16 protein-coding genes are annotated in these 15,699 nt (G+C 60.4%); 8 read left to right on the top strand and 8 right to left on the bottom strand.

Going from position 1 to position 15,699, the window contains the following annotated elements; genetic code table 11:
* The first annotated feature begins 87 nt into the window (after positions 1-87).
* Entirely contained in the window at positions 88-537 is a 450-nt protein-coding gene (locus tag NNA36_RS08980) for a hypothetical protein (RefSeq protein ID WP_255106509.1), read from the top strand.
* A 2-nt stretch (positions 538-539) separates the two neighbouring features.
* Here NNA36_RS08980 and NNA36_RS08975 read toward each other — a convergent pair whose 3' ends face one another.
* From NNA36_RS08975 to dusB, 5 genes are all read right to left on the bottom strand, one after another.
* Positions 540-1,946, bottom strand: a complete 1,407-nt coding sequence (locus tag NNA36_RS08975; protein ID WP_255106508.1) for a sigma-54 dependent transcriptional regulator — start codon at positions 1,944-1,946, stop codon at positions 540-542.
* On the bottom strand, positions 1,947-4,208 hold the full coding sequence (locus tag NNA36_RS08970; protein ID WP_369681647.1) for an ATP-binding protein: 2,262 nt from the start codon (positions 4,206-4,208) through the stop codon (positions 1,947-1,949).
* 105 nt (positions 4,209-4,313) lie between these two features.
* A complete protein-coding gene (locus NNA36_RS08965; RefSeq protein WP_255106505.1) occupies positions 4,314-5,678 on the bottom strand; it encodes a response regulator in 1,365 nt (454 codons plus the stop codon).
* On the bottom strand, positions 5,678-6,763 hold the full coding sequence (locus NNA36_RS08960; RefSeq protein WP_255106504.1) for an ATP-binding protein: 1,086 nt from the start codon (positions 6,761-6,763) through the stop codon (positions 5,678-5,680). The genes NNA36_RS08965 and NNA36_RS08960 overlap by 1 nt, the downstream gene beginning before the upstream one ends.
* Positions 6,760-7,758, bottom strand: a complete 999-nt coding sequence (dusB, locus tag NNA36_RS08955; RefSeq protein ID WP_255106500.1) for a tRNA dihydrouridine synthase DusB — start codon at positions 7,756-7,758, stop codon at positions 6,760-6,762. Before dusB ends, NNA36_RS08960 begins: the two co-directional genes overlap by 4 nt.
* A 159-nt stretch (positions 7,759-7,917) precedes the next feature.
* Here dusB and NNA36_RS08950 point away from each other — a divergent pair, with 159 nt between their 5' ends.
* From NNA36_RS08950 to NNA36_RS08930, 5 genes are all read left to right on the top strand, one after another.
* Positions 7,918-9,060: a bifunctional 2-C-methyl-D-erythritol 4-phosphate cytidylyltransferase/2-C-methyl-D-erythritol 2,4-cyclodiphosphate synthase gene (locus NNA36_RS08950; protein ID WP_255106497.1), complete on the top strand. Its 1,143-nt coding sequence runs from the start codon at positions 7,918-7,920 to the stop codon at positions 9,058-9,060.
* Positions 9,057-9,548, top strand: a complete 492-nt coding sequence (locus NNA36_RS08945; RefSeq protein ID WP_255106493.1) for a phosphatidylglycerophosphatase A — start codon at positions 9,057-9,059, stop codon at positions 9,546-9,548. Before NNA36_RS08950 ends, NNA36_RS08945 begins: the two co-directional genes overlap by 4 nt.
* Entirely contained in the window at positions 9,545-10,021 is a 477-nt protein-coding gene (locus tag NNA36_RS08940; RefSeq protein ID WP_255106491.1) for a CinA family protein, read from the top strand. The genes NNA36_RS08945 and NNA36_RS08940 overlap by 4 nt, the downstream gene beginning before the upstream one ends.
* The gene (locus NNA36_RS08935) at positions 10,005-10,658 is read left to right on the top strand and encodes a uracil-DNA glycosylase family protein (protein WP_255106488.1); all 654 of its coding nucleotides are present in this window, start codon (positions 10,005-10,007) and stop codon (positions 10,656-10,658) included. The genes NNA36_RS08940 and NNA36_RS08935 overlap by 17 nt, the downstream gene beginning before the upstream one ends.
* 214 nt (positions 10,659-10,872) lie before the next feature.
* On the top strand, positions 10,873-12,054 hold the full coding sequence (locus NNA36_RS08930) for an ammonium transporter (RefSeq protein ID WP_255106485.1): 1,182 nt from the start codon (positions 10,873-10,875) through the stop codon (positions 12,052-12,054).
* Positions 12,055-12,117: 63 nt separating this feature from the next.
* Here the strand turns inward: NNA36_RS08930 and NNA36_RS08925 are convergent, their stop codons facing one another.
* Both NNA36_RS08925 and NNA36_RS08920 read right to left on the bottom strand, forming a co-directional pair.
* Positions 12,118-13,410 carry an MmgE/PrpD family protein gene (locus NNA36_RS08925; RefSeq protein WP_255106482.1) on the bottom strand — a complete coding sequence of 431 codons (1,293 nt, stop codon included), beginning with the start codon at positions 13,408-13,410 and terminating at the stop codon, positions 12,118-12,120.
* A 37-nt stretch (positions 13,411-13,447) separates the two neighbouring features.
* On the bottom strand, positions 13,448-13,897 hold the full coding sequence (locus tag NNA36_RS08920; RefSeq protein ID WP_255106480.1) for a type II toxin-antitoxin system RatA family toxin: 450 nt from the start codon (positions 13,895-13,897) through the stop codon (positions 13,448-13,450).
* Positions 13,898-13,966: 69 nt separating this feature from the next.
* On the opposite strand from NNA36_RS08920, the gene hpt reads away from it, so the two are divergent.
* Both hpt and NNA36_RS08910 read left to right on the top strand, forming a co-directional pair.
* Positions 13,967-14,506, top strand: a complete 540-nt coding sequence (gene hpt / locus NNA36_RS08915; protein ID WP_255106477.1) for a hypoxanthine phosphoribosyltransferase — start codon at positions 13,967-13,969, stop codon at positions 14,504-14,506.
* Complete coding sequence (locus NNA36_RS08910) at positions 14,503-14,670, top strand: hypothetical protein (RefSeq protein WP_255106476.1); 168 nt, start codon at positions 14,503-14,505, stop codon at positions 14,668-14,670. Before hpt ends, NNA36_RS08910 begins: the two co-directional genes overlap by 4 nt.
* A 15-nt stretch (positions 14,671-14,685) precedes the next feature.
* On the opposite strand, the gene lipA is transcribed toward NNA36_RS08910, so the two are convergent.
* Complete coding sequence (gene lipA / locus NNA36_RS08905; RefSeq protein WP_255106473.1) at positions 14,686-15,636, bottom strand: lipoyl synthase; 951 nt, start codon at positions 15,634-15,636, stop codon at positions 14,686-14,688.
* Positions 15,637-15,699: the final 63 nt, after the last annotated feature.

The raw sequence follows: 15,699 nt of genomic DNA, 5'->3' as shown, positions 1-15,699 counted from the left end.
TGGATGCCAGATGCCGGGCCGGAGGTCAAATACTACCATTGACGCTGCCCTGCCCCTTGCGGTTTCATGAACCCAGGAGGGGTGATCATGAAACCCTATGTTCTCGGTATTTCAATTCTCATCGCAGTTGCCGGATGCACCAGTTTCGGCACCTATTACAAACCCGGCACGACGCTGGAAAAGATCGACAGGGACACGCTGTCCTGCCGCACCCGGGCCGAGAGAGAGGTGCCGCCCCGGATCATCATTGACCGCTATCCCGTCTACGGCCCGCCCCGCACGCCCGGAGGACCGCGTGTCATCCTCTATTGGGAAACCAACTATATTGATCTGAACGAAGGTTTGCGCGATCGCGTCCGTGCGCAATGTATGAGCGACGCGGGCTATGAACGCGTTGCGATCCCCTACTGTACGGAAGAGCAACTCGCGGGTAAGACCTTCAAACCATTGGCGAAAACGCCAAAGCTCGACGAGTCGATCTGCGCTGTCCGCCGCGACGGCAAGCGGATCCTGATCGATCTCGACAAGCCGCTTTAAGGTCAGCTCGCCTCGTCTTCCTGAACCCGTGCAACCCGCGCACCGGTCTTGGCTGAGGTCACAACGCCGAGCGACTTGAGCTTGCGGTGCAGCGCGCTGCGTTCCATGCCGACAAAATTCGCGGTGCGGCTGATATTGCCGCCAAATCGATTGATCTGCGTCAGCAGGTATTCGCGTTCAAAGGCCTCGCGGGCCTCGCGCAGCGGCAAGGTCGCAAGCGCACCAGAGAGGACGACGCGGCCGTCTTCCTCGTCTGCCGGGCCGTCACCGGGCAGTTCCTTGGCCTCGATCGGGCCGTTGCCGTCACCGAGAATAAGCACGCGTTCAATGAGGTTCTTGAGCTGACGCACGTTTCCAGGCCAGGACATGGTCTGCATCAGAGCGACGGCCTCTTCCGAAATCTCCCGCAGCGGCAGGCCCTGCGAGGCGTTCAACTCGCGAATAAAGTGCTCGGCCAGGAGCGGAATATCCTCACGACGGTCCTCAAGCGACGGCACCGCAATCGGCACGACGTTCAGACGGTGGTAGAGTTCCTGACGGAAGTTTCCTGCTTCGATTTCTGCATCCAGATCGCGGTTGGTCGAGGAAATCACTCGCAGGTCAACACGGATTTTCTCATGCCCGCCAACACGTTGGAACTGTTGCTCAACCAGAACTCGCAGGATCTTGGACTGGGTGGCTTCGGGCATGTCGGCGACTTCGTCAAAGTAGACGACCCCGCCATTCGCCTGCTCAAGAAGACCGGTTTCCACACCACGTTCCGCGCTTTCGATCCCGAACAGCATTTCATCGATGCGATCCGGATCCATGCCGTCGCAGCTGATCACGACAAACGGCGCCGTGGCGCGGTTCGAGTTGGCGTGGATATAGCGTGCGGCGACTTCCTTTCCGACGCCGGCCGGACCGGACAGCATCACCCGCCCGTTCGATTTGGTGACCTTGTCCAACTGTCCGATCAGCATCCGGAACGCGGCGCTGTCTCCCAGAACCTCGCTGGGCTTTGCGTCCTGCTTCTTCAGTTCCTGGTTCTCACGACGCAACCGCGAGGTCTCCATCGCGCGTCGAATAACAACCAGCAACTGATCGATATTAAAGGGTTTTTCGATAAAGTCGTAGGCACCCTGTTTGATCGCGGCAACAGCGATTTCGATGTTGCCGTGACCAGAGATGATCACCACTGGAACGTCGGGGTGGTCGCGTTTAACGACTTTGAGAATGTCGATCCCGTCCATGTGGCTGTCTTTCAGCCAGATATCGAGGATCATCAGGGCGGGCTGTTCGGCCTGCACCTCTTTCATTGCATCGTCGGAATTGCCTGCGAGACGGGTCGTGAACCCCTCGTCCTCGAGAATATCCGAAATCAATTCGCGAATGTCGCGCTCGTCGTCGACAATAAGAATGTCACCCATTTACTCACCCACCTCTTCTTGCATCTCCCCGGCCGCCCTCTGCGGGGCGGACAAAGGCAATCGGATTACAGCCATCGCGCCGGGGCGGTCGTTGCCGCCGAACACCGGAGCGTCTTCAAGAACAAGGCTACCGCCATGTTCTTCAATGATTTTCTTGACAATCGGCAGGCCCAGCCCGGTGCCCTTGTCACGTGTAGTGACATAGGGTTCGAACAGACGGGCGCGGTCTTCGGGAAGACCGATGCCATTGTCACAAATGCGGATTTCCACACGTCCGTCCTGCACGTCGCAGGCGACCCGAATTTCCGGCGCAAACCCGTCCGGGGCGCCTTTTTCGATACGGGTTTCAATCGCTTCGCCGGCGTTCTTGATCAGGTTGGTCAGAGCCTGTGAAATCATGGTTTCATCAAGGTCGGCACAGACCGGGCCTTCTGTGATGTCACGCACAAACTTGACTGTTGGCTGGCCTGCCTCCTGCAAAAGAACACATCGGTCCAGCGTCGGTATTACGTCGGTATTGCGACGGTCCGGTTCCGGCATGCGGGCGAACTTGGAAAACTCGTCGACAATGCGCCTCAGATCATTGGTCTGGCGCACGATGACTTCGGTCATCTGCTCCAGCTTCTCGCTGTCGTCGCCGACACGCGAGGCAAACTTGCGCTTGATACGTTCCGCAGACAACTGGATCGGTGTGAGCGGGTTCTTGATCTCGTGGGCGATCCTGCGGGCCACATCGCCCCAGGCCGCCATCCGCTGTGCCGTCACCAGATCGGTGACATCGTCGAAGGCCACAACATAGCCCTCAAGGCCGCCATCTTCGTTGCGGCGGGTCGACATGCGCACCAGCAGGTTCTCAAGCCGTCCAGAGCGTACAACGCGCACCTCGTCCTGCGCCACTTCGGCAGGGCCTTCGGACAATGTTGCGAACATCGGTCCGAACTCGGGAACCGCGACGGCGATTGCCATGCTCTGATGATCGCCCGACCAGTCCAGCAGACGTTCGGCGGAGCGGTTCACGAAAGCCACCTTGCCCTCGGCGTCAAGGCCGACCACACCCGAGGTCACCGAGCTCAAAACCGAGTCGAACATCCGACGGCGCTGTTCAATCTGCCGCGTGTTTTCAAGCAGCGTATCGCGCTGGCCTTTCAGCTGACGAGTCATCTGGTTGAAGTAGCGCCCCAACATGGCGATCTCGTCGTCGCCGTCTTCCTCGACCACCTGAACGTTGAGATCCCCTGCCCCGACGCGCTGAGCCGCGCCCGTCAGGCGCCCGACCGGGCGTGCCAGACGTTCTGCAAACCAGAGCCCCATCCAGATCGCAGCAGCAATCAGGATCACGGCAAAGCCAAGGTAGACCAGCGAAAACTCGAACAAGACGCGGCCGCGTTCGCTTTCCAGCTGGTTATAGAGTTTTGCGGTTTCCCGGGTTTCATCGAGCAGCGAGAAGATAGAGCCATCCACCTCGCGACTGATATATAGCAAACGGTCCACGAAGGCATCTAACCGTACCAGCGCCCGAAGTTCGTTGGTTTCCCAGTCGCGGATGATCACGCTGCCCTGTTGCGTGGCTTCGCCGATCTGTTCCGGCGTTGGCCGTTCGAAATCAAAAAGGTACGAGCTTTCGCCCCGCGCCCGGATCTCACCGGTGCCATCAATCACATAGGCCTCTTTCACGCCGCGCTGGATCTGGTTCTGCCCGCTGGACAAAAGCACCCGAATGTCGCCGGTTGAGAGAAAAAAAGTCGAACGTCTCTGGCTGTTCAGGAACCGCGCCAGGGCCATCGCGTCGAATTCGAGGTCACGCACGTGTTCCTCTTCATAGGCCTGTGCGGCGGCTACCGAGTTTCCGACAACGCTGCTGACACGGTCCGAGAACCAGCCTTCAAGACCGATGTTCACTGTCAAACCCGCGAACACCGCGACTGAAACAGTCGGGACAAGCGCAAGAAGGGCAAAGGCCCCCGTCAGACGCATGTGCAGGCGCGAGCCGGCCGATTGCGCCCGTCGGGAGGCATAGATGCGGGCTATTCGTTGGGCGACCAGAGCCGCCACGGCGATCACGTAGACAAGGTCAAGCAGGAGAACCAGCCGCAATGCCCCGGAGGTTGAGCGCTGGTTCATTGGCCCGAGGATCAGGAAGGTCGCAAGGGCGAGGCATGGGCCAAGAAAAACCAATGCCCAGGTGGCAAAATTCCGCACACGCCGCTGCCTTCGCAAGCGGTTCAGTTTCGCCCAGTGACCATTTTTTGCCAGGGTATCCACCCGACAACCTCAATTGATTCTTCGCCGGCGCACCGGCATACCGCCATGATTTTTGGGCCAAGCCGCAGAAAACTGCGGCAGAAAGGCCACGCTATTGTGGCAGTTTTACATCAACTTGCGGCGCCGTGTCACCTGAATATCCAGATCGGTGATCTTTTTGCGCAGCGTATTTCGGTTGATGCCAAGCAGATCGGCGCATTTGGCCTGGTTGCCGCCGGTGGCGTCCAATGCAATTTCAATCAGAGGCAGTTCAATCTCACGCAGGATGCGAGCATAGAGGCCGGCGGGAGGCAGCATGTTGCCATGCAGATCAAAGTAGCGTCGCAGGTGACGGCCCACGGAGGCCGACAGTTTTTCTGTGTCTTCCCCGCCAAGGTTCGGGCCCACCTGCGGCTGCGCCCCAAGAACGCCTTCTGCTTCGGCCAAGGTGATTTCATCGGTCCGCGCGGTCAGGACTAGACGTTTCACTGCGTTTTCAAGCTGACGCACGTTGCCCGGCCAACTGTAGGCGCGCAGCATTTCCATCGCGTCCTTCGAGAACAGGCGCATGGGCGCGCCATCGCGTTCCGAGCGGTTCAGGAAGTGTTCGACCAACAAGGGAATATCGTCGACACGCTCACGCAGCGACGGCACGTGGATGGTGGCCCCGTTCAGACGGTAGTACAGGTCCTGGCGCACCTTGCCCTTTTCCATCGCGTCTTCCAGATTGATCTGCGACGTCGCCATGAACCGCGGGGAATGTTCGCCCGGATTGTCGATCATGCGCACGATACGGGCCTGAATTTCGTCATCGAAATCACCGATTTCGTCAAAAACAACCGTGCCACCCTTGGCCTTGGCAAGAACCTTGCTTGGCCCTTCCAGATCGTTCAGGTCAGCGGCTGTCACCGCGACAAACGGCAGTGTGCGACGGTCCGAGAAATCGTGAATTTCGCGTGCGATCAACGACTTACCTGTACCGCTTTCACCAGAAATCAGAACCGGAAGATCGGTATTCATCACCCGCGCCACGAGGCGGTAAAGCGCCTGCATCGCCGGGGTGCGTCCCACCAGGGGCAGTTCGTCGGGGCGTTCATCGTCGGCTTGCGGCACGCTGGGGGCGCGGCGTTTCTGCTCAAGCGCCTTACCGGTGCGTTTCATCAGGTCCGGCAGATCGAAGGGCTTCGGCAGGTAGTCATAGGCCTCGGCCTCTGCCGCCTGGATCGCCGTCATGATGGTGTTCTGCGCCGAGATCACGATGACGGGCAGACCGGGGCGATCCTCGGAGATCTTGGGCAGCATCTCGAGACCATTGCCATCGGGCATCATCACGTCCGTGATCACCACGTCGCCCTTGCCTTCGGCGACCCAGCGCATCAGCGTGGTCAGCGAGGAGGTGGCATGCACCTTACAGCCAGCGCGGGTCAGCGCCTGTGTCAGTACGGTGCGGATTGTGCGGTCGTCATCAGCGACAAGTACGGTGCCATCCATCAGGTGGTCTCCTTACGTTTCTTGTTCGTGTCGCGGGGCATGCGCGGCAGGGAAATGCGGAACACCGTGCGCCCGGGCACGCTGTCTACGGTGATCAGGCCGTCGTGGTCCGAGATGATCTTGCTCACGAGGGCAAGGCCAAGCCCGGTCCCGTTCTCACGGCCGGACACGAAGGGATCGAACACGTCGCCCTTGATGTCCTGTGGCAGGCCCGGGCCGTCGTCGATCACTTCGATCTGGAGCGGCAGGGCCTGGCCTGTGCCATCGGAGCGGCGCAGGCGGAAGGAGTGTTCATAGTAGGTGCGCAGGCGGATCGTGCCGGCATCACCAGCGGCCTCCGACGCGTTCTTCAACAGGTTCAATACGACTTGCAAAAGCTGGTCTGCATCCCCTTGCGCCAGTGGCAGCGAGGGATCGTAGTCTTCGATCACCGTCATATGCGCCCCGAAACCGACCACGGCGGAGCGACGCGCCTTGTCGAGGACATCGTGAATGTTAACCGGTTCCCGCTGCGGTGGCGAGAGATTGCCGAACTGCTCGACCTGTTCCAGCAGTTTCACGATGCGGCGGCTTTCCTCGACGATAAGATCGGTCAACTCGAGATCATCGGGGCTCAGGTTCATCGACAGAAGTTGCGCGGCACCGGTGATCCCGGCGAGCGGGTTCTTGATCTCGTGCGCCAGCATCTCGGCCATGCCGATGGCGGACTTGGCCGAGGACTTCACACCGTTGGATCGTGTCATGCGCCCCGCAAGTTCGCGCGACGAGATCAGGAATATCATCTTTTCGCTGGCGTTCGAAACCGGGGCAATCTTGAGATTGCACTGCATCGGCGGCCCATCGCCTGTGCCGATGTCGACATCGTTCACGAACAGCGGCGTGCTGAAGCTGCGGGCGCGCTCAAAGGCCTCTTCCAAGGGCGCATCCACCATCAACTTGTCCCAGATCGGCACACCACGGATGGATTTGACGGACGTGTTGAGAAAGTTCTCAGCCGCCGGGTTGATATCTTCCACCCGATCGCTTCCATCCACGAGGATCGCCGGAATTGGGAGGGAGTTCCAAATCGCGAGATCATTCATCACGCCACATCCTTCTTGTCCCCAGCGCCAAGCGCGTCAGGCAATAGTGCGAGAACCTGTTTCGGATCGCGGGCCGTCTGCACCAGCCGGCGCAGGTCTTTCGGAGTGGCCGCATCGTCCATGTACCAACCAAGGTGTTTGCGCGCGACGCGCAGCCCAAGGTCTTCACCATAGAAGGACAGCATGGTTTCGTAGTGATCCGAGACCATCTCGACGAGGGCCCAACCCCGAGGAATTTCCGGAGCCTCGCCGCCAAACAAATCCGCCGCCATCTGCGCAAGCACCCAGGGCCGCCCCTGTGCGCCGCGACCCACCATGATGCCATCGGCTCCGGACTGGCGCAGAGCCTCGCGGGCAGAGGTCGTGTCGACGATGTCACCATTGGCAATCACCGGTACGTTCACCGCATCCTTGATCGCGGCAATCGCGGCCCAGTTTGCCGATCCCTTGTAGAACTGGCAGCGGGTGCGGCCGTGGATCGTGACCATCTGAATGCCGGCATCTTCGGCACGACGCGCCAGTTCGGCGGCATTCAGCATGTTGTCATCCCACCCCAGCCGGGTTTTGAGCGTCACCGGGATGTTCACGGCCTCTACAACCGCCTCGATCAGGCCAAGCGCGTGATCGAGATCTTTCATGAGGGCAGAGCCGGAGGCCCCTGCTCCGCTGGTGCTTGTGACCTTCTTGGCCGGACATCCCATGTTGATATCGATCAGCGCCGCGCCATTGGCTTCGACCTGCCGCGCGGCCTCGGCCATCCAATAGGCCTCACGGCCTGCGATCTGAACCGAGGTGTTAGCCTTGCCGAACCCGAGTTCGGCCTTTTCCCTTACACCGGGCTTGGACTGGACCATTTCCTGGCTGGCCACCATTTCAGACACGACAAGCCCCGCCCCAAAGGACGACACCAGATCGCGGTATGGCAAATCGGTAATTCCGGCGAGTGGCGCCAGAAAAACAGGAGGGTTCAGAGTGAGGTGTGCGACTTGAACGGTCACATGCTTAATCCTTGTGCATTAAATTCGAGCTAGCCGACTCAGGGCGCTAACACAATGATCGACTGGTGAAATATGTAGCGCAAAAATTCAAATGATTAAAATATAGGCACACCCACAGGGCCGATTGCCTCTCTCTCGCGCAAGTTCTAGACAAAGGACATGACGCATTCTCATGGAAAAACAGCCGCCGTGATCGTGGCCGCAGGGCGTGGAACCCGTGCTGGCGCGGGCGCTCCAAAGCAGTGGCGCCCCCTGTCCGGACGCCGTGTTGCCGACTGGACCATCGCCGCATTCACGCAGCATCCCGACATCGATCTCGTGATCGCGGTCACCCATCCGGATGACGATCACGAAGCCGAAACACTGGGCGTCGACTTTGTGCATGGCGGCGCTACCCGCGATGCCTCGGTCCGTGCGGGGCTTGAAACGCTGGAAGGCCGCGGTGTGACCCGCGTTCTGATCCATGACGTGGCACGCGCGGGAATCACGGGCCAGACCATCAGCGACGTGATTCAGGCGCTGGACACGGCGCAGGGCGCGGCCCCTGCCCTTGCCGTAACGGATGCCCTTTGGCGCGGTGCTGACGGCATTGTCGCGGGCACCCAGGATCGCACGGGCCTGTTTCGCGCCCAGACACCGCAGGGCTTTCACTTCGACGCCATCCTTGCCGCGCATCGCGCGCATCCGGGTGGCGCGGCCGACGACGTCGAGGTCGCCAGACAGGCAGGTCTGGACGTGGCCATCGTTCCGGGCGATGAAGCAAACCTAAAGATCACCACCCCGGGCGATTTCGCCCGCATGGAAGAGGTATTGAGGGACAACATGGATATCAGGCTGGGCAATGGGTTCGACGTGCACGCCTTTGGCGAAGGCAGTTTTGTCACCCTCTGCGGTGTGGAAATTCCGCATGAACGGGGCCTCAAGGGCCATTCCGATGCCGACGTCGGCATGCACGCGGTGACGGATGCCATTTACGGCGCACTGGCCGAGGGCGATATCGGGCGTCACTTTCCGCCGAGCGACATGCAGTGGAAAGGCGCGGACAGCGCGATCTTCCTTGAACACGCTGTCAAACTGGCCGCCGACAAGGGGTTCACGATCTCCAACATCGATTGCACGCTGATTTGCGAACGTCCCAAGATCGGCCCGCACGCCGCAGCCATGATGCAGCGTATGGGCGAGATCATGGGGCTGGATGCCGACCGCGTCAGCATCAAGGCGACAACAAGCGAACGCCTCGGCTTTACCGGGCGCGAAGAAGGGATCGCGGCGCTTGCCACCGCGACACTGGTGAAGACATGAGCCAATTGATTGCAACCGTCTTTGGTGTGGGCCACCTGCGCCCTGCGCCTGGCACCTGGGGCTCTTTCGCGGCCGTCCTGATGGCGCTTGGCCTGCATTACATCGGCGGCTTTCCCCTGTTGGCGACTGCCTCGGTGCTGGTCTTTTTCATCGGCTGGTGGGCGACGGCAGAAGCCACGCGTGGCAAGGACGACCATGACCCGAGCGAGATCGTCATCGACGAGGTCGCAGGCCAGTGGATCGGCCTTCTCGTGGTCAGCTTCGGGGCATGGCACGCCGGCCTTGATCCGCTTCTGCTTTATCCGGGATGGATCGCGGGCTTTGTTCTGTTCCGCCTGCTCGACATCACCAAGCCCGGCCCCATCGGATGGGCAGACCGGCGCGGAGACGCGCTGGGTGTGATGCTGGATGACGTGATTGCCGGTGTGTTTGCCGCCATCGGAACCGGCGTCCTCGCATGGATCAGCCACGGGGTTCTGGGGCTATGACGCCGATCGACCTTCTAGACCTGTGCAAGGCCAAGGGCCTGCGCATCGCCACCGCCGAAAGCTGTACCGGCGGTATGGTCGCGGTGGCGCTGACCGATGTTGCGGGATCGTCAGCCGTGTTCGAACGCGGCTTCGTCACCTATACCAACACCGCGAAAACCGAAATGCTGGGCGTGCGCGAGGCGACGCTGGCGGAAGTGGGGGCGGTGTCAGAAGAGGTCGCCCGCGAGATGGCGCTGGGGGCGCTGGTCAACAGTGACGCGGACATCGCGGTCTCGATCACCGGCATCGCCGGACCTGGCGGATCGGAGTTCAAACCCGAGGGCCGCGTCTGCTTTGGCATCGCCGACAAGACCGGCTGCACGACCGAAACCATCGAGTTCGGCGCACTTGGGCGCACCGAGGTCCGCATGGCGGCACGGAATCATGCACTGCAATTGTTGTGGAGAAAAGCGGGTGGTCCAAAGGATTGAGGAAGAACTGCTCCTGCTTGCCCGAAAACGGCAAGCCAGCCAATGGCCGGGGTATCGCAATATTCACGAGTTCCACAACGGGGCTTATGAGGCGGACTACATTTCACCTTGGTCAAAGTCTGCACACAACCTCGAAAGCGGCATCGTCATTCTCGGACAAGACTGGGCATCCGAAGATTTCCTGCAAGGTCCATTCAACGAAGCCGTTGCCCGCTTTGGGTATGACCCCAAGCTTCCGACCAACATCAACCTGTCGAGGCTATTGAACGACCACCTTCAGCTACGGTTTTCGGATGTTTGGGCAACCAACCTTTTTCCGTTTGTCAAATCTGGAGGCATGTCCGCACAAATTCCGGCGGCGGAATATCGGAGAGCCGCAGTCGAGTTCCTGATGCCAGCTCTAGAAATCGCGAAACCGAAGCACGTCATTTGCTTGGGGGCTGGCGTAAGGCGGCATTTTGGAAGCGTGGCCGGCTTGGGTAAGATGCCGCCAATGGACATCGCTATTTCGAAACCGCTCGAACTTGACGGAGTGCTCGTCCATACGGTTGCACATACCGGCGCTTTGGGAACGAACAATCGTGGCAAACAGCGCGTGGAAGAAGATTGGAAACATCTCGCAGACAGAGTTCTTTAGGGAACTGCTGCGGAATCGCCTTCCCCTCCCCCTGAAAAGCCGCTTCCGCAAGATGACGCCAAAATAACCGACACCCGCCAATTTCTGCGCATTTTTTGTGCAGATTGCAAAATGCCCACGATAAAGGCATCTTTTCGCATCCCCCTCGTTTCTTTCCGCCCTTTTCTTCCGCTTTGTGACGCCCAAACAAGCAACAAACGGAAAGGAAGGGACAATGAACGGAGCGGATACCGCCTGGATCATCGTGGCAACTGCCCTGGTCCTGTTCATGACATTGCCCGGTCTGGCGCTGTTCTACGGTGGCCTTGTACGCGCGCGCAACGTCCTCAGCGTCTTCATGCAAACCTACGCCATCGCCTGCCTGATGAGCGTCCTGTGGCTGGCCGTCGGCTATTCCATCGCCTTCGGATCTGGCGAGGGTGGTCTCTGGGGCGGTTTGGGCAAGGCCTTCCTTGCGAGCGTTGACGCGGACAGCCTGTCCGGCACCCTGCCCGAGGTTCTGTTCTTTGCCTTCCAGATGACCTTTGCGATCATCACCCCTGCCCTGATCGTCGGTGCCTATGTCGAACGTATCGGCTTTGGTTTCGTGCTTCTGTTCTCGGGCCTGTGGATGCTCTTGTGCTATGCGCCGGTGGTCCACTGGATCTGGGGTGGCGGCATGCTGGCTGACGGCGGCCTGTTTGGCGAAGTTGGCGTCAAGGACTTTGCCGGTGGTATCGTGGTGCACGAAACCGCAGGTATCGCGGCCCTCGTGATCGCTGTCTTCCTTGGTCCGCGCAAGAACCGCACCACCCCGCCGCACGCGCCGTGGATGGTGATGATCGGTGCCGCGATGCTCTGGGTTGGCTGGTTCGGCTTCAACGGCGGCTCGCAGCTTGCCGCTGACGGTGGCGCCGCAATGGCCCTGACCGTGACCCACATCTCTGCGGCCACAGCATCGCTGACCTGGGCGCTTTGGGAAAAGATCAAATACGGCAAGGCCTCGCTGGTTGGCCTGGTGACCGGTACCATCGCGGGCCTCGCCTCGATCACCCCTGCATCCGGTTTTGTCGGCCCGATCGAAGCCCTGATCATCGGTGCGGTTGCCGGTGTCCTGTGTCAGGAAGCCGTGAATGTCGTGCGCAACATGCTCAAGATCGACGACACACTGGACGTCTTCGCCGTCCACGGTGTTGGCGGCATCTTCGGCACCATCATGATCGCCGTCTTCGGTGCTGGTTCCTGGGCGGCACAGCTGGGCGGGCTGGCCGTTGTCGGCATCTTCACGCTGGTGGTTTCGGTTGTCCTCGTGAAGGTCGTGGGCCTGATCACACCGCTGCGCGTCGACGCTGAAACCGAGGTCAACGGCCTTGACCTAAGCGTCCATGGCGAACGCGCCTACGACATGAATTCATAAGTTCCAAATCCACTCCGGAACGTGAAAGGGCGGCCTTGATTGGGCCGCCCTTTTTGCTTTGCCTCAGCCAGCGATGAAGCTGCCGATCTCTTTAGGATTGGCCCCGACTTCGATGATCCCCCAAAGCGCCTGCGCGGTCTCGGGGCCGATCAGAGCCGCCGCCTTGCCTTTCAACCGCGCTTCGCGATCTGACATGGCCATGGGCGCATTCAGGTCGTGCGCTGCGGTCAGAACGGTTCCGTCCTTCAGGGTAAGGCGCAACCGCGCTTCGGTTTCCGAAACGTCCTCATCCGGCGTGACCTCAACCCGCTGGCGCAGGGCCACCAGCGCCGGATCGGCGCAAAGGGTATCGGAATAGCTGTCGAGGGCTGCCGTGGAATGGCCAGTCAGCGACATCGCCACAACCATCCGATACGAGAACTTGGCCCCAAGCCCTGTGGTCGGGTCCGGCTGATTGCAGACGGTCATCCAGCGCGGGTGCGTGGTGATCGCAACCCTTTCAACATCCTCTGGCGCGGGCCGGTTCATGCCCGCCAGAGCTTCGAGGGTGGCGTGCAGACCGTGGCAGCAGGCGTGGAACTTGTGGCTGATGCTGTCGAACAGCCAGTCCTCGCCCAACCCGTCCAGCGCGCCTTCAAGAGCCTGTCCGGCGTGGGTGGGCCCAAACCCCTGTGCAGCTTCCAGTGCCATAGGATTGGGTTCGAACCCCTTGGCGACCAGCAAGGCCGCCTCGACCCCACTCTCCGCCGCAAGGCCAGCGTTATAGGGCTTGCCCATCGTCCCGAACTGCGACTTCAGACCAGAGGCCCGCGTCGCCGTCAGGCCCAGCGTGGCGGCCACCTTGGCGGCATCGAACCCCAGCAGATGCGCCGCCGCCGCTGCCGCGCCAAAGGCCCCTGCGGTTCCTGTCTGGTGAAATCCAGTCTGATAGTGGTCACGCCCAAGCCAGACGCCGACGCGGACCGAGGTTTCGACACCGATAAGCGCGGATCGCAGAAAATCCTCTCCTGATGCCCCCAGCTTTTCCGCCAGGGCCAGCGCCGCAGGAAGCACGGCCACCGACGGGTGACCGATATGGGCAAAATGCGTGTCGTCATAATCAAGCGCGTGGGATGTGGCGCCATTCACAAGCGCCGCCGCCCGTGCAGGCACCTTGCCGGATGCGCCGAACATATGGGCCTGCGCCGCGCCACCTTCTTCGGACACCATGTCCCTTGTAATCCGCGACACGGGCTCACCGGCTCCGGCCATGCCACAGGCCACCCAGTCAAGAAGCGACAAGGCCATCATATGCCGCGTGGCATGGGGTGCCTCGGGCGGGTTGGCGATAAAATCGGCGAGGGATTGGGTGATCATGGATGGCCTCCGGTCGGTCAGAGGCCACCTTAGCGTGTCAGGCAGGACCGTAAAGGGCCGCCGCGCGTTGTTCGAAGGCCCGCACGATCCGGTGCATGGCCTCGTTAAAGACAACCCCGATCACACCCTGAAGGATCGCGCTCTTGAATTCGAAATCAACATAGAAGGAAACGTCACAGCCGCCTTCGACATCTGTGAAATCCCACGTCGACTTGAGGTATTTGAACGGCCCGTCGAGGTACTCGGTGATGATGCTCTTTTCGGCGTCCTTCAGGGTGACGCGGCTTCCGAAACGCTCGCGGAAGACTTTGAAAGAGATCACCAGATCGGCCAGCATCACCTTGGCGTCGCCTTCATCCGTGACACTGCGAATGCGCGACGCGGCGCACCACGGCAGGAATTTCGGATAGGAGGCCACATCCCCCACCAGATCATACATCTGCTGGGCGGTATAAGGCAGGGTGCGGGTTTCAGAGTGGGTCGGCATGTCGCCCCATTTTCACGTGACAGTGGCGGCTCATTTCGTATGCTCGGGCCGGAAAATCAAGGGGGTCTTATGTCAGAGCGTCCATATGTCATCGACCAGATGATCTCGGCCAAGTCGATTGCAGCGCGGATTGAAGAGCTGTGCGGGGAAATTGCCCAGGAATACAAGGAGACCGACAAACTCGTGGTTGTTGGGCTTTTGCGCGGGTCATTCGTGTTCATCGCCGATCTGGTGCGCGAGCTGGACCTGCCGGTCGAGGTGGATTTCCTCGAGGCCTCGTCTTATGGCAACGCGATGGAATCAAGTCGCGAGGTGCGAATCCTCAAGGACCTGCGCGGCGAGATCGAAGGCCGCGATGTGCTGGTGGTGGAAGACATCGTCGACACAGGCCACACGCTGACCCACGTGCTGCACCTTCTGAAGTCGCGCAATCCTGCCAAGCTGCGCACCATTGCGCTTTTGGATAAACCGTCGCGGCGCGAGGCGGACATCAAGGCCGATTGGATCGGGTTCTCGATCCCGGATGAATTCGTGGTCGGCTATGGGATCGATTTTGCCCAACGCAACCGAAACCTGCCCTTTATCGGCAAAGTGCGCTTTACCGAATGAACCTGCGCCACCTCATGCGCATGGCCCGATGGGCACGCAACCCACCTTCGGAAAAGCGGGTTATCCTCGTGTTCGTGGTGATTGCGCTGTGTCTGGCGCTGGTGGCGGTAGAGAAATGGATCGGCTGGCCCGCCTGGGCCACCGTCAACAAGATGGGGCGCTAAACGCGCCCCGCCAAATCAGGCCTGACCCAGCTTTTCGTTGCGCGCCTCGCGAAGTTTCGCGAAATCGTCGCCTGCGTGGTAGGACGAGCGGGTCAGCGGCGTCGAGGAGACCATCAGGAACCCCTTGCCAAAGGCCGCAGTTTCATAGGCCTTGAATTCCTCGGGCGTCACAAAGCGATCGACGCGGTGGTGTTTCGGGGTCGGCTGAAGGTACTGGCCGATGGTCAGGAAATCGATGTCGGCGGCGCGCATGTCGTCCATGACCTGCCCAACCGATTGCTTGTCCTCGCCCAGGCCAACCATGATACCCGACTTGGTAAAGATCGACGGGTCCATTTCCTTGACGCGCTGCAAGAGGCGAAGGGAATGGAAATACCGTGCACCGGGGCGCACGGTGGGATAGAGGCCCGGAACGGTTTCAAGGTTGTGGTTGAACACGTCCGGTTTGGCCTCGACCACGATTTCGAGAACCGAAGGATCACACTTGAGGAAATCCGGCGTCAGGATTTCGATGGTGGTCTTGGGGCTACGGTGGCGAATGGCGCGGATGGTCTGGGCAAAGTGATCTGCACCCCCATCCTTGAGGTCATCGCGATCCACAGAGGTGATCACCACGTGGTTGAGATCAAGTTTTTGAACCGCATGGGCCACGCGGCCCGGCTCGAACTGGTCCAGCTCGTCCGGCTTTCCGGTTGCGATATTGCAGAAGGTGCAGCCGCGTGTACAAATCTCACCCATGATCATCATGGTGGCGTGACCCTGGCTCCAACATTCGCCGGCGTTTGGACAGGCCGCCTCTTCACAGACAGTGGCCAGCTTGTTGTCCCGCATGATCCGGCGCGTTGCGTTATACCCTTCGCCGGTTGGTGCCTTGACCCGAATCCACTTGGGTTTCTTGGGCTGGGCGTTATCCGGACGATGCGCTTTTTCAGGATGGCGCTGTTCGGGGATTTTCAGATCACGCACGGGCTTTCCCTTCGGTCAACATTGCTTCCGTTTCCTTTAGCATAGCCTGACCGTACAGGAAGG

Source organism: Shimia sp. CNT1-13L.2, assembly GCF_024331145.1.
GTDB lineage: Bacteria > Pseudomonadota > Alphaproteobacteria > Rhodobacterales > Rhodobacteraceae > Shimia.
Note: the sequence above shows the minus strand (reverse complement) of the source record. Positions and strands in the feature narration are given on the sequence as shown.

What these genes read in the sequence shown, in the direction of transcription:
- NNA36_RS08980 (WP_255106509.1), top strand. Translation starts at nt 88, where the DNA reads ATGAAACCCTATGTTCTCGGTATTTCAATTCTCATCGCAGTTGCCGGA.
- NNA36_RS08975 (WP_255106508.1), bottom strand. Translation starts at nt 1,946, where the DNA reads ATGGGTGACATTCTTATTGTCGACGACGAGCGCGACATTCGCGAATTG.
- NNA36_RS08965 (WP_255106505.1), bottom strand. Translation starts at nt 5,678, where the DNA reads ATGGATGGCACCGTACTTGTCGCTGATGACGACCGCACAATCCGCACC.
- NNA36_RS08950 (WP_255106497.1), top strand. Translation starts at nt 7,918, where the DNA reads ATGACGCATTCTCATGGAAAAACAGCCGCCGTGATCGTGGCCGCAGGG.
- NNA36_RS08945 (WP_255106493.1), top strand. Translation starts at nt 9,057, where the DNA reads ATGAGCCAATTGATTGCAACCGTCTTTGGTGTGGGCCACCTGCGCCCT.
- NNA36_RS08940 (WP_255106491.1), top strand. Translation starts at nt 9,545, where the DNA reads ATGACGCCGATCGACCTTCTAGACCTGTGCAAGGCCAAGGGCCTGCGC.
- NNA36_RS08930 (WP_255106485.1), top strand. Translation starts at nt 10,873, where the DNA reads ATGAACGGAGCGGATACCGCCTGGATCATCGTGGCAACTGCCCTGGTC.
- NNA36_RS08925 (WP_255106482.1), bottom strand. Translation starts at nt 13,410, where the DNA reads ATGATCACCCAATCCCTCGCCGATTTTATCGCCAACCCGCCCGAGGCA.
- NNA36_RS08920 (WP_255106480.1), bottom strand. Translation starts at nt 13,897, where the DNA reads ATGCCGACCCACTCTGAAACCCGCACCCTGCCTTATACCGCCCAGCAG.
- hpt (WP_255106477.1), top strand. Translation starts at nt 13,967, where the DNA reads ATGTCAGAGCGTCCATATGTCATCGACCAGATGATCTCGGCCAAGTCG.
- NNA36_RS08910 (WP_255106476.1), top strand. Translation starts at nt 14,503, where the DNA reads ATGAACCTGCGCCACCTCATGCGCATGGCCCGATGGGCACGCAACCCA.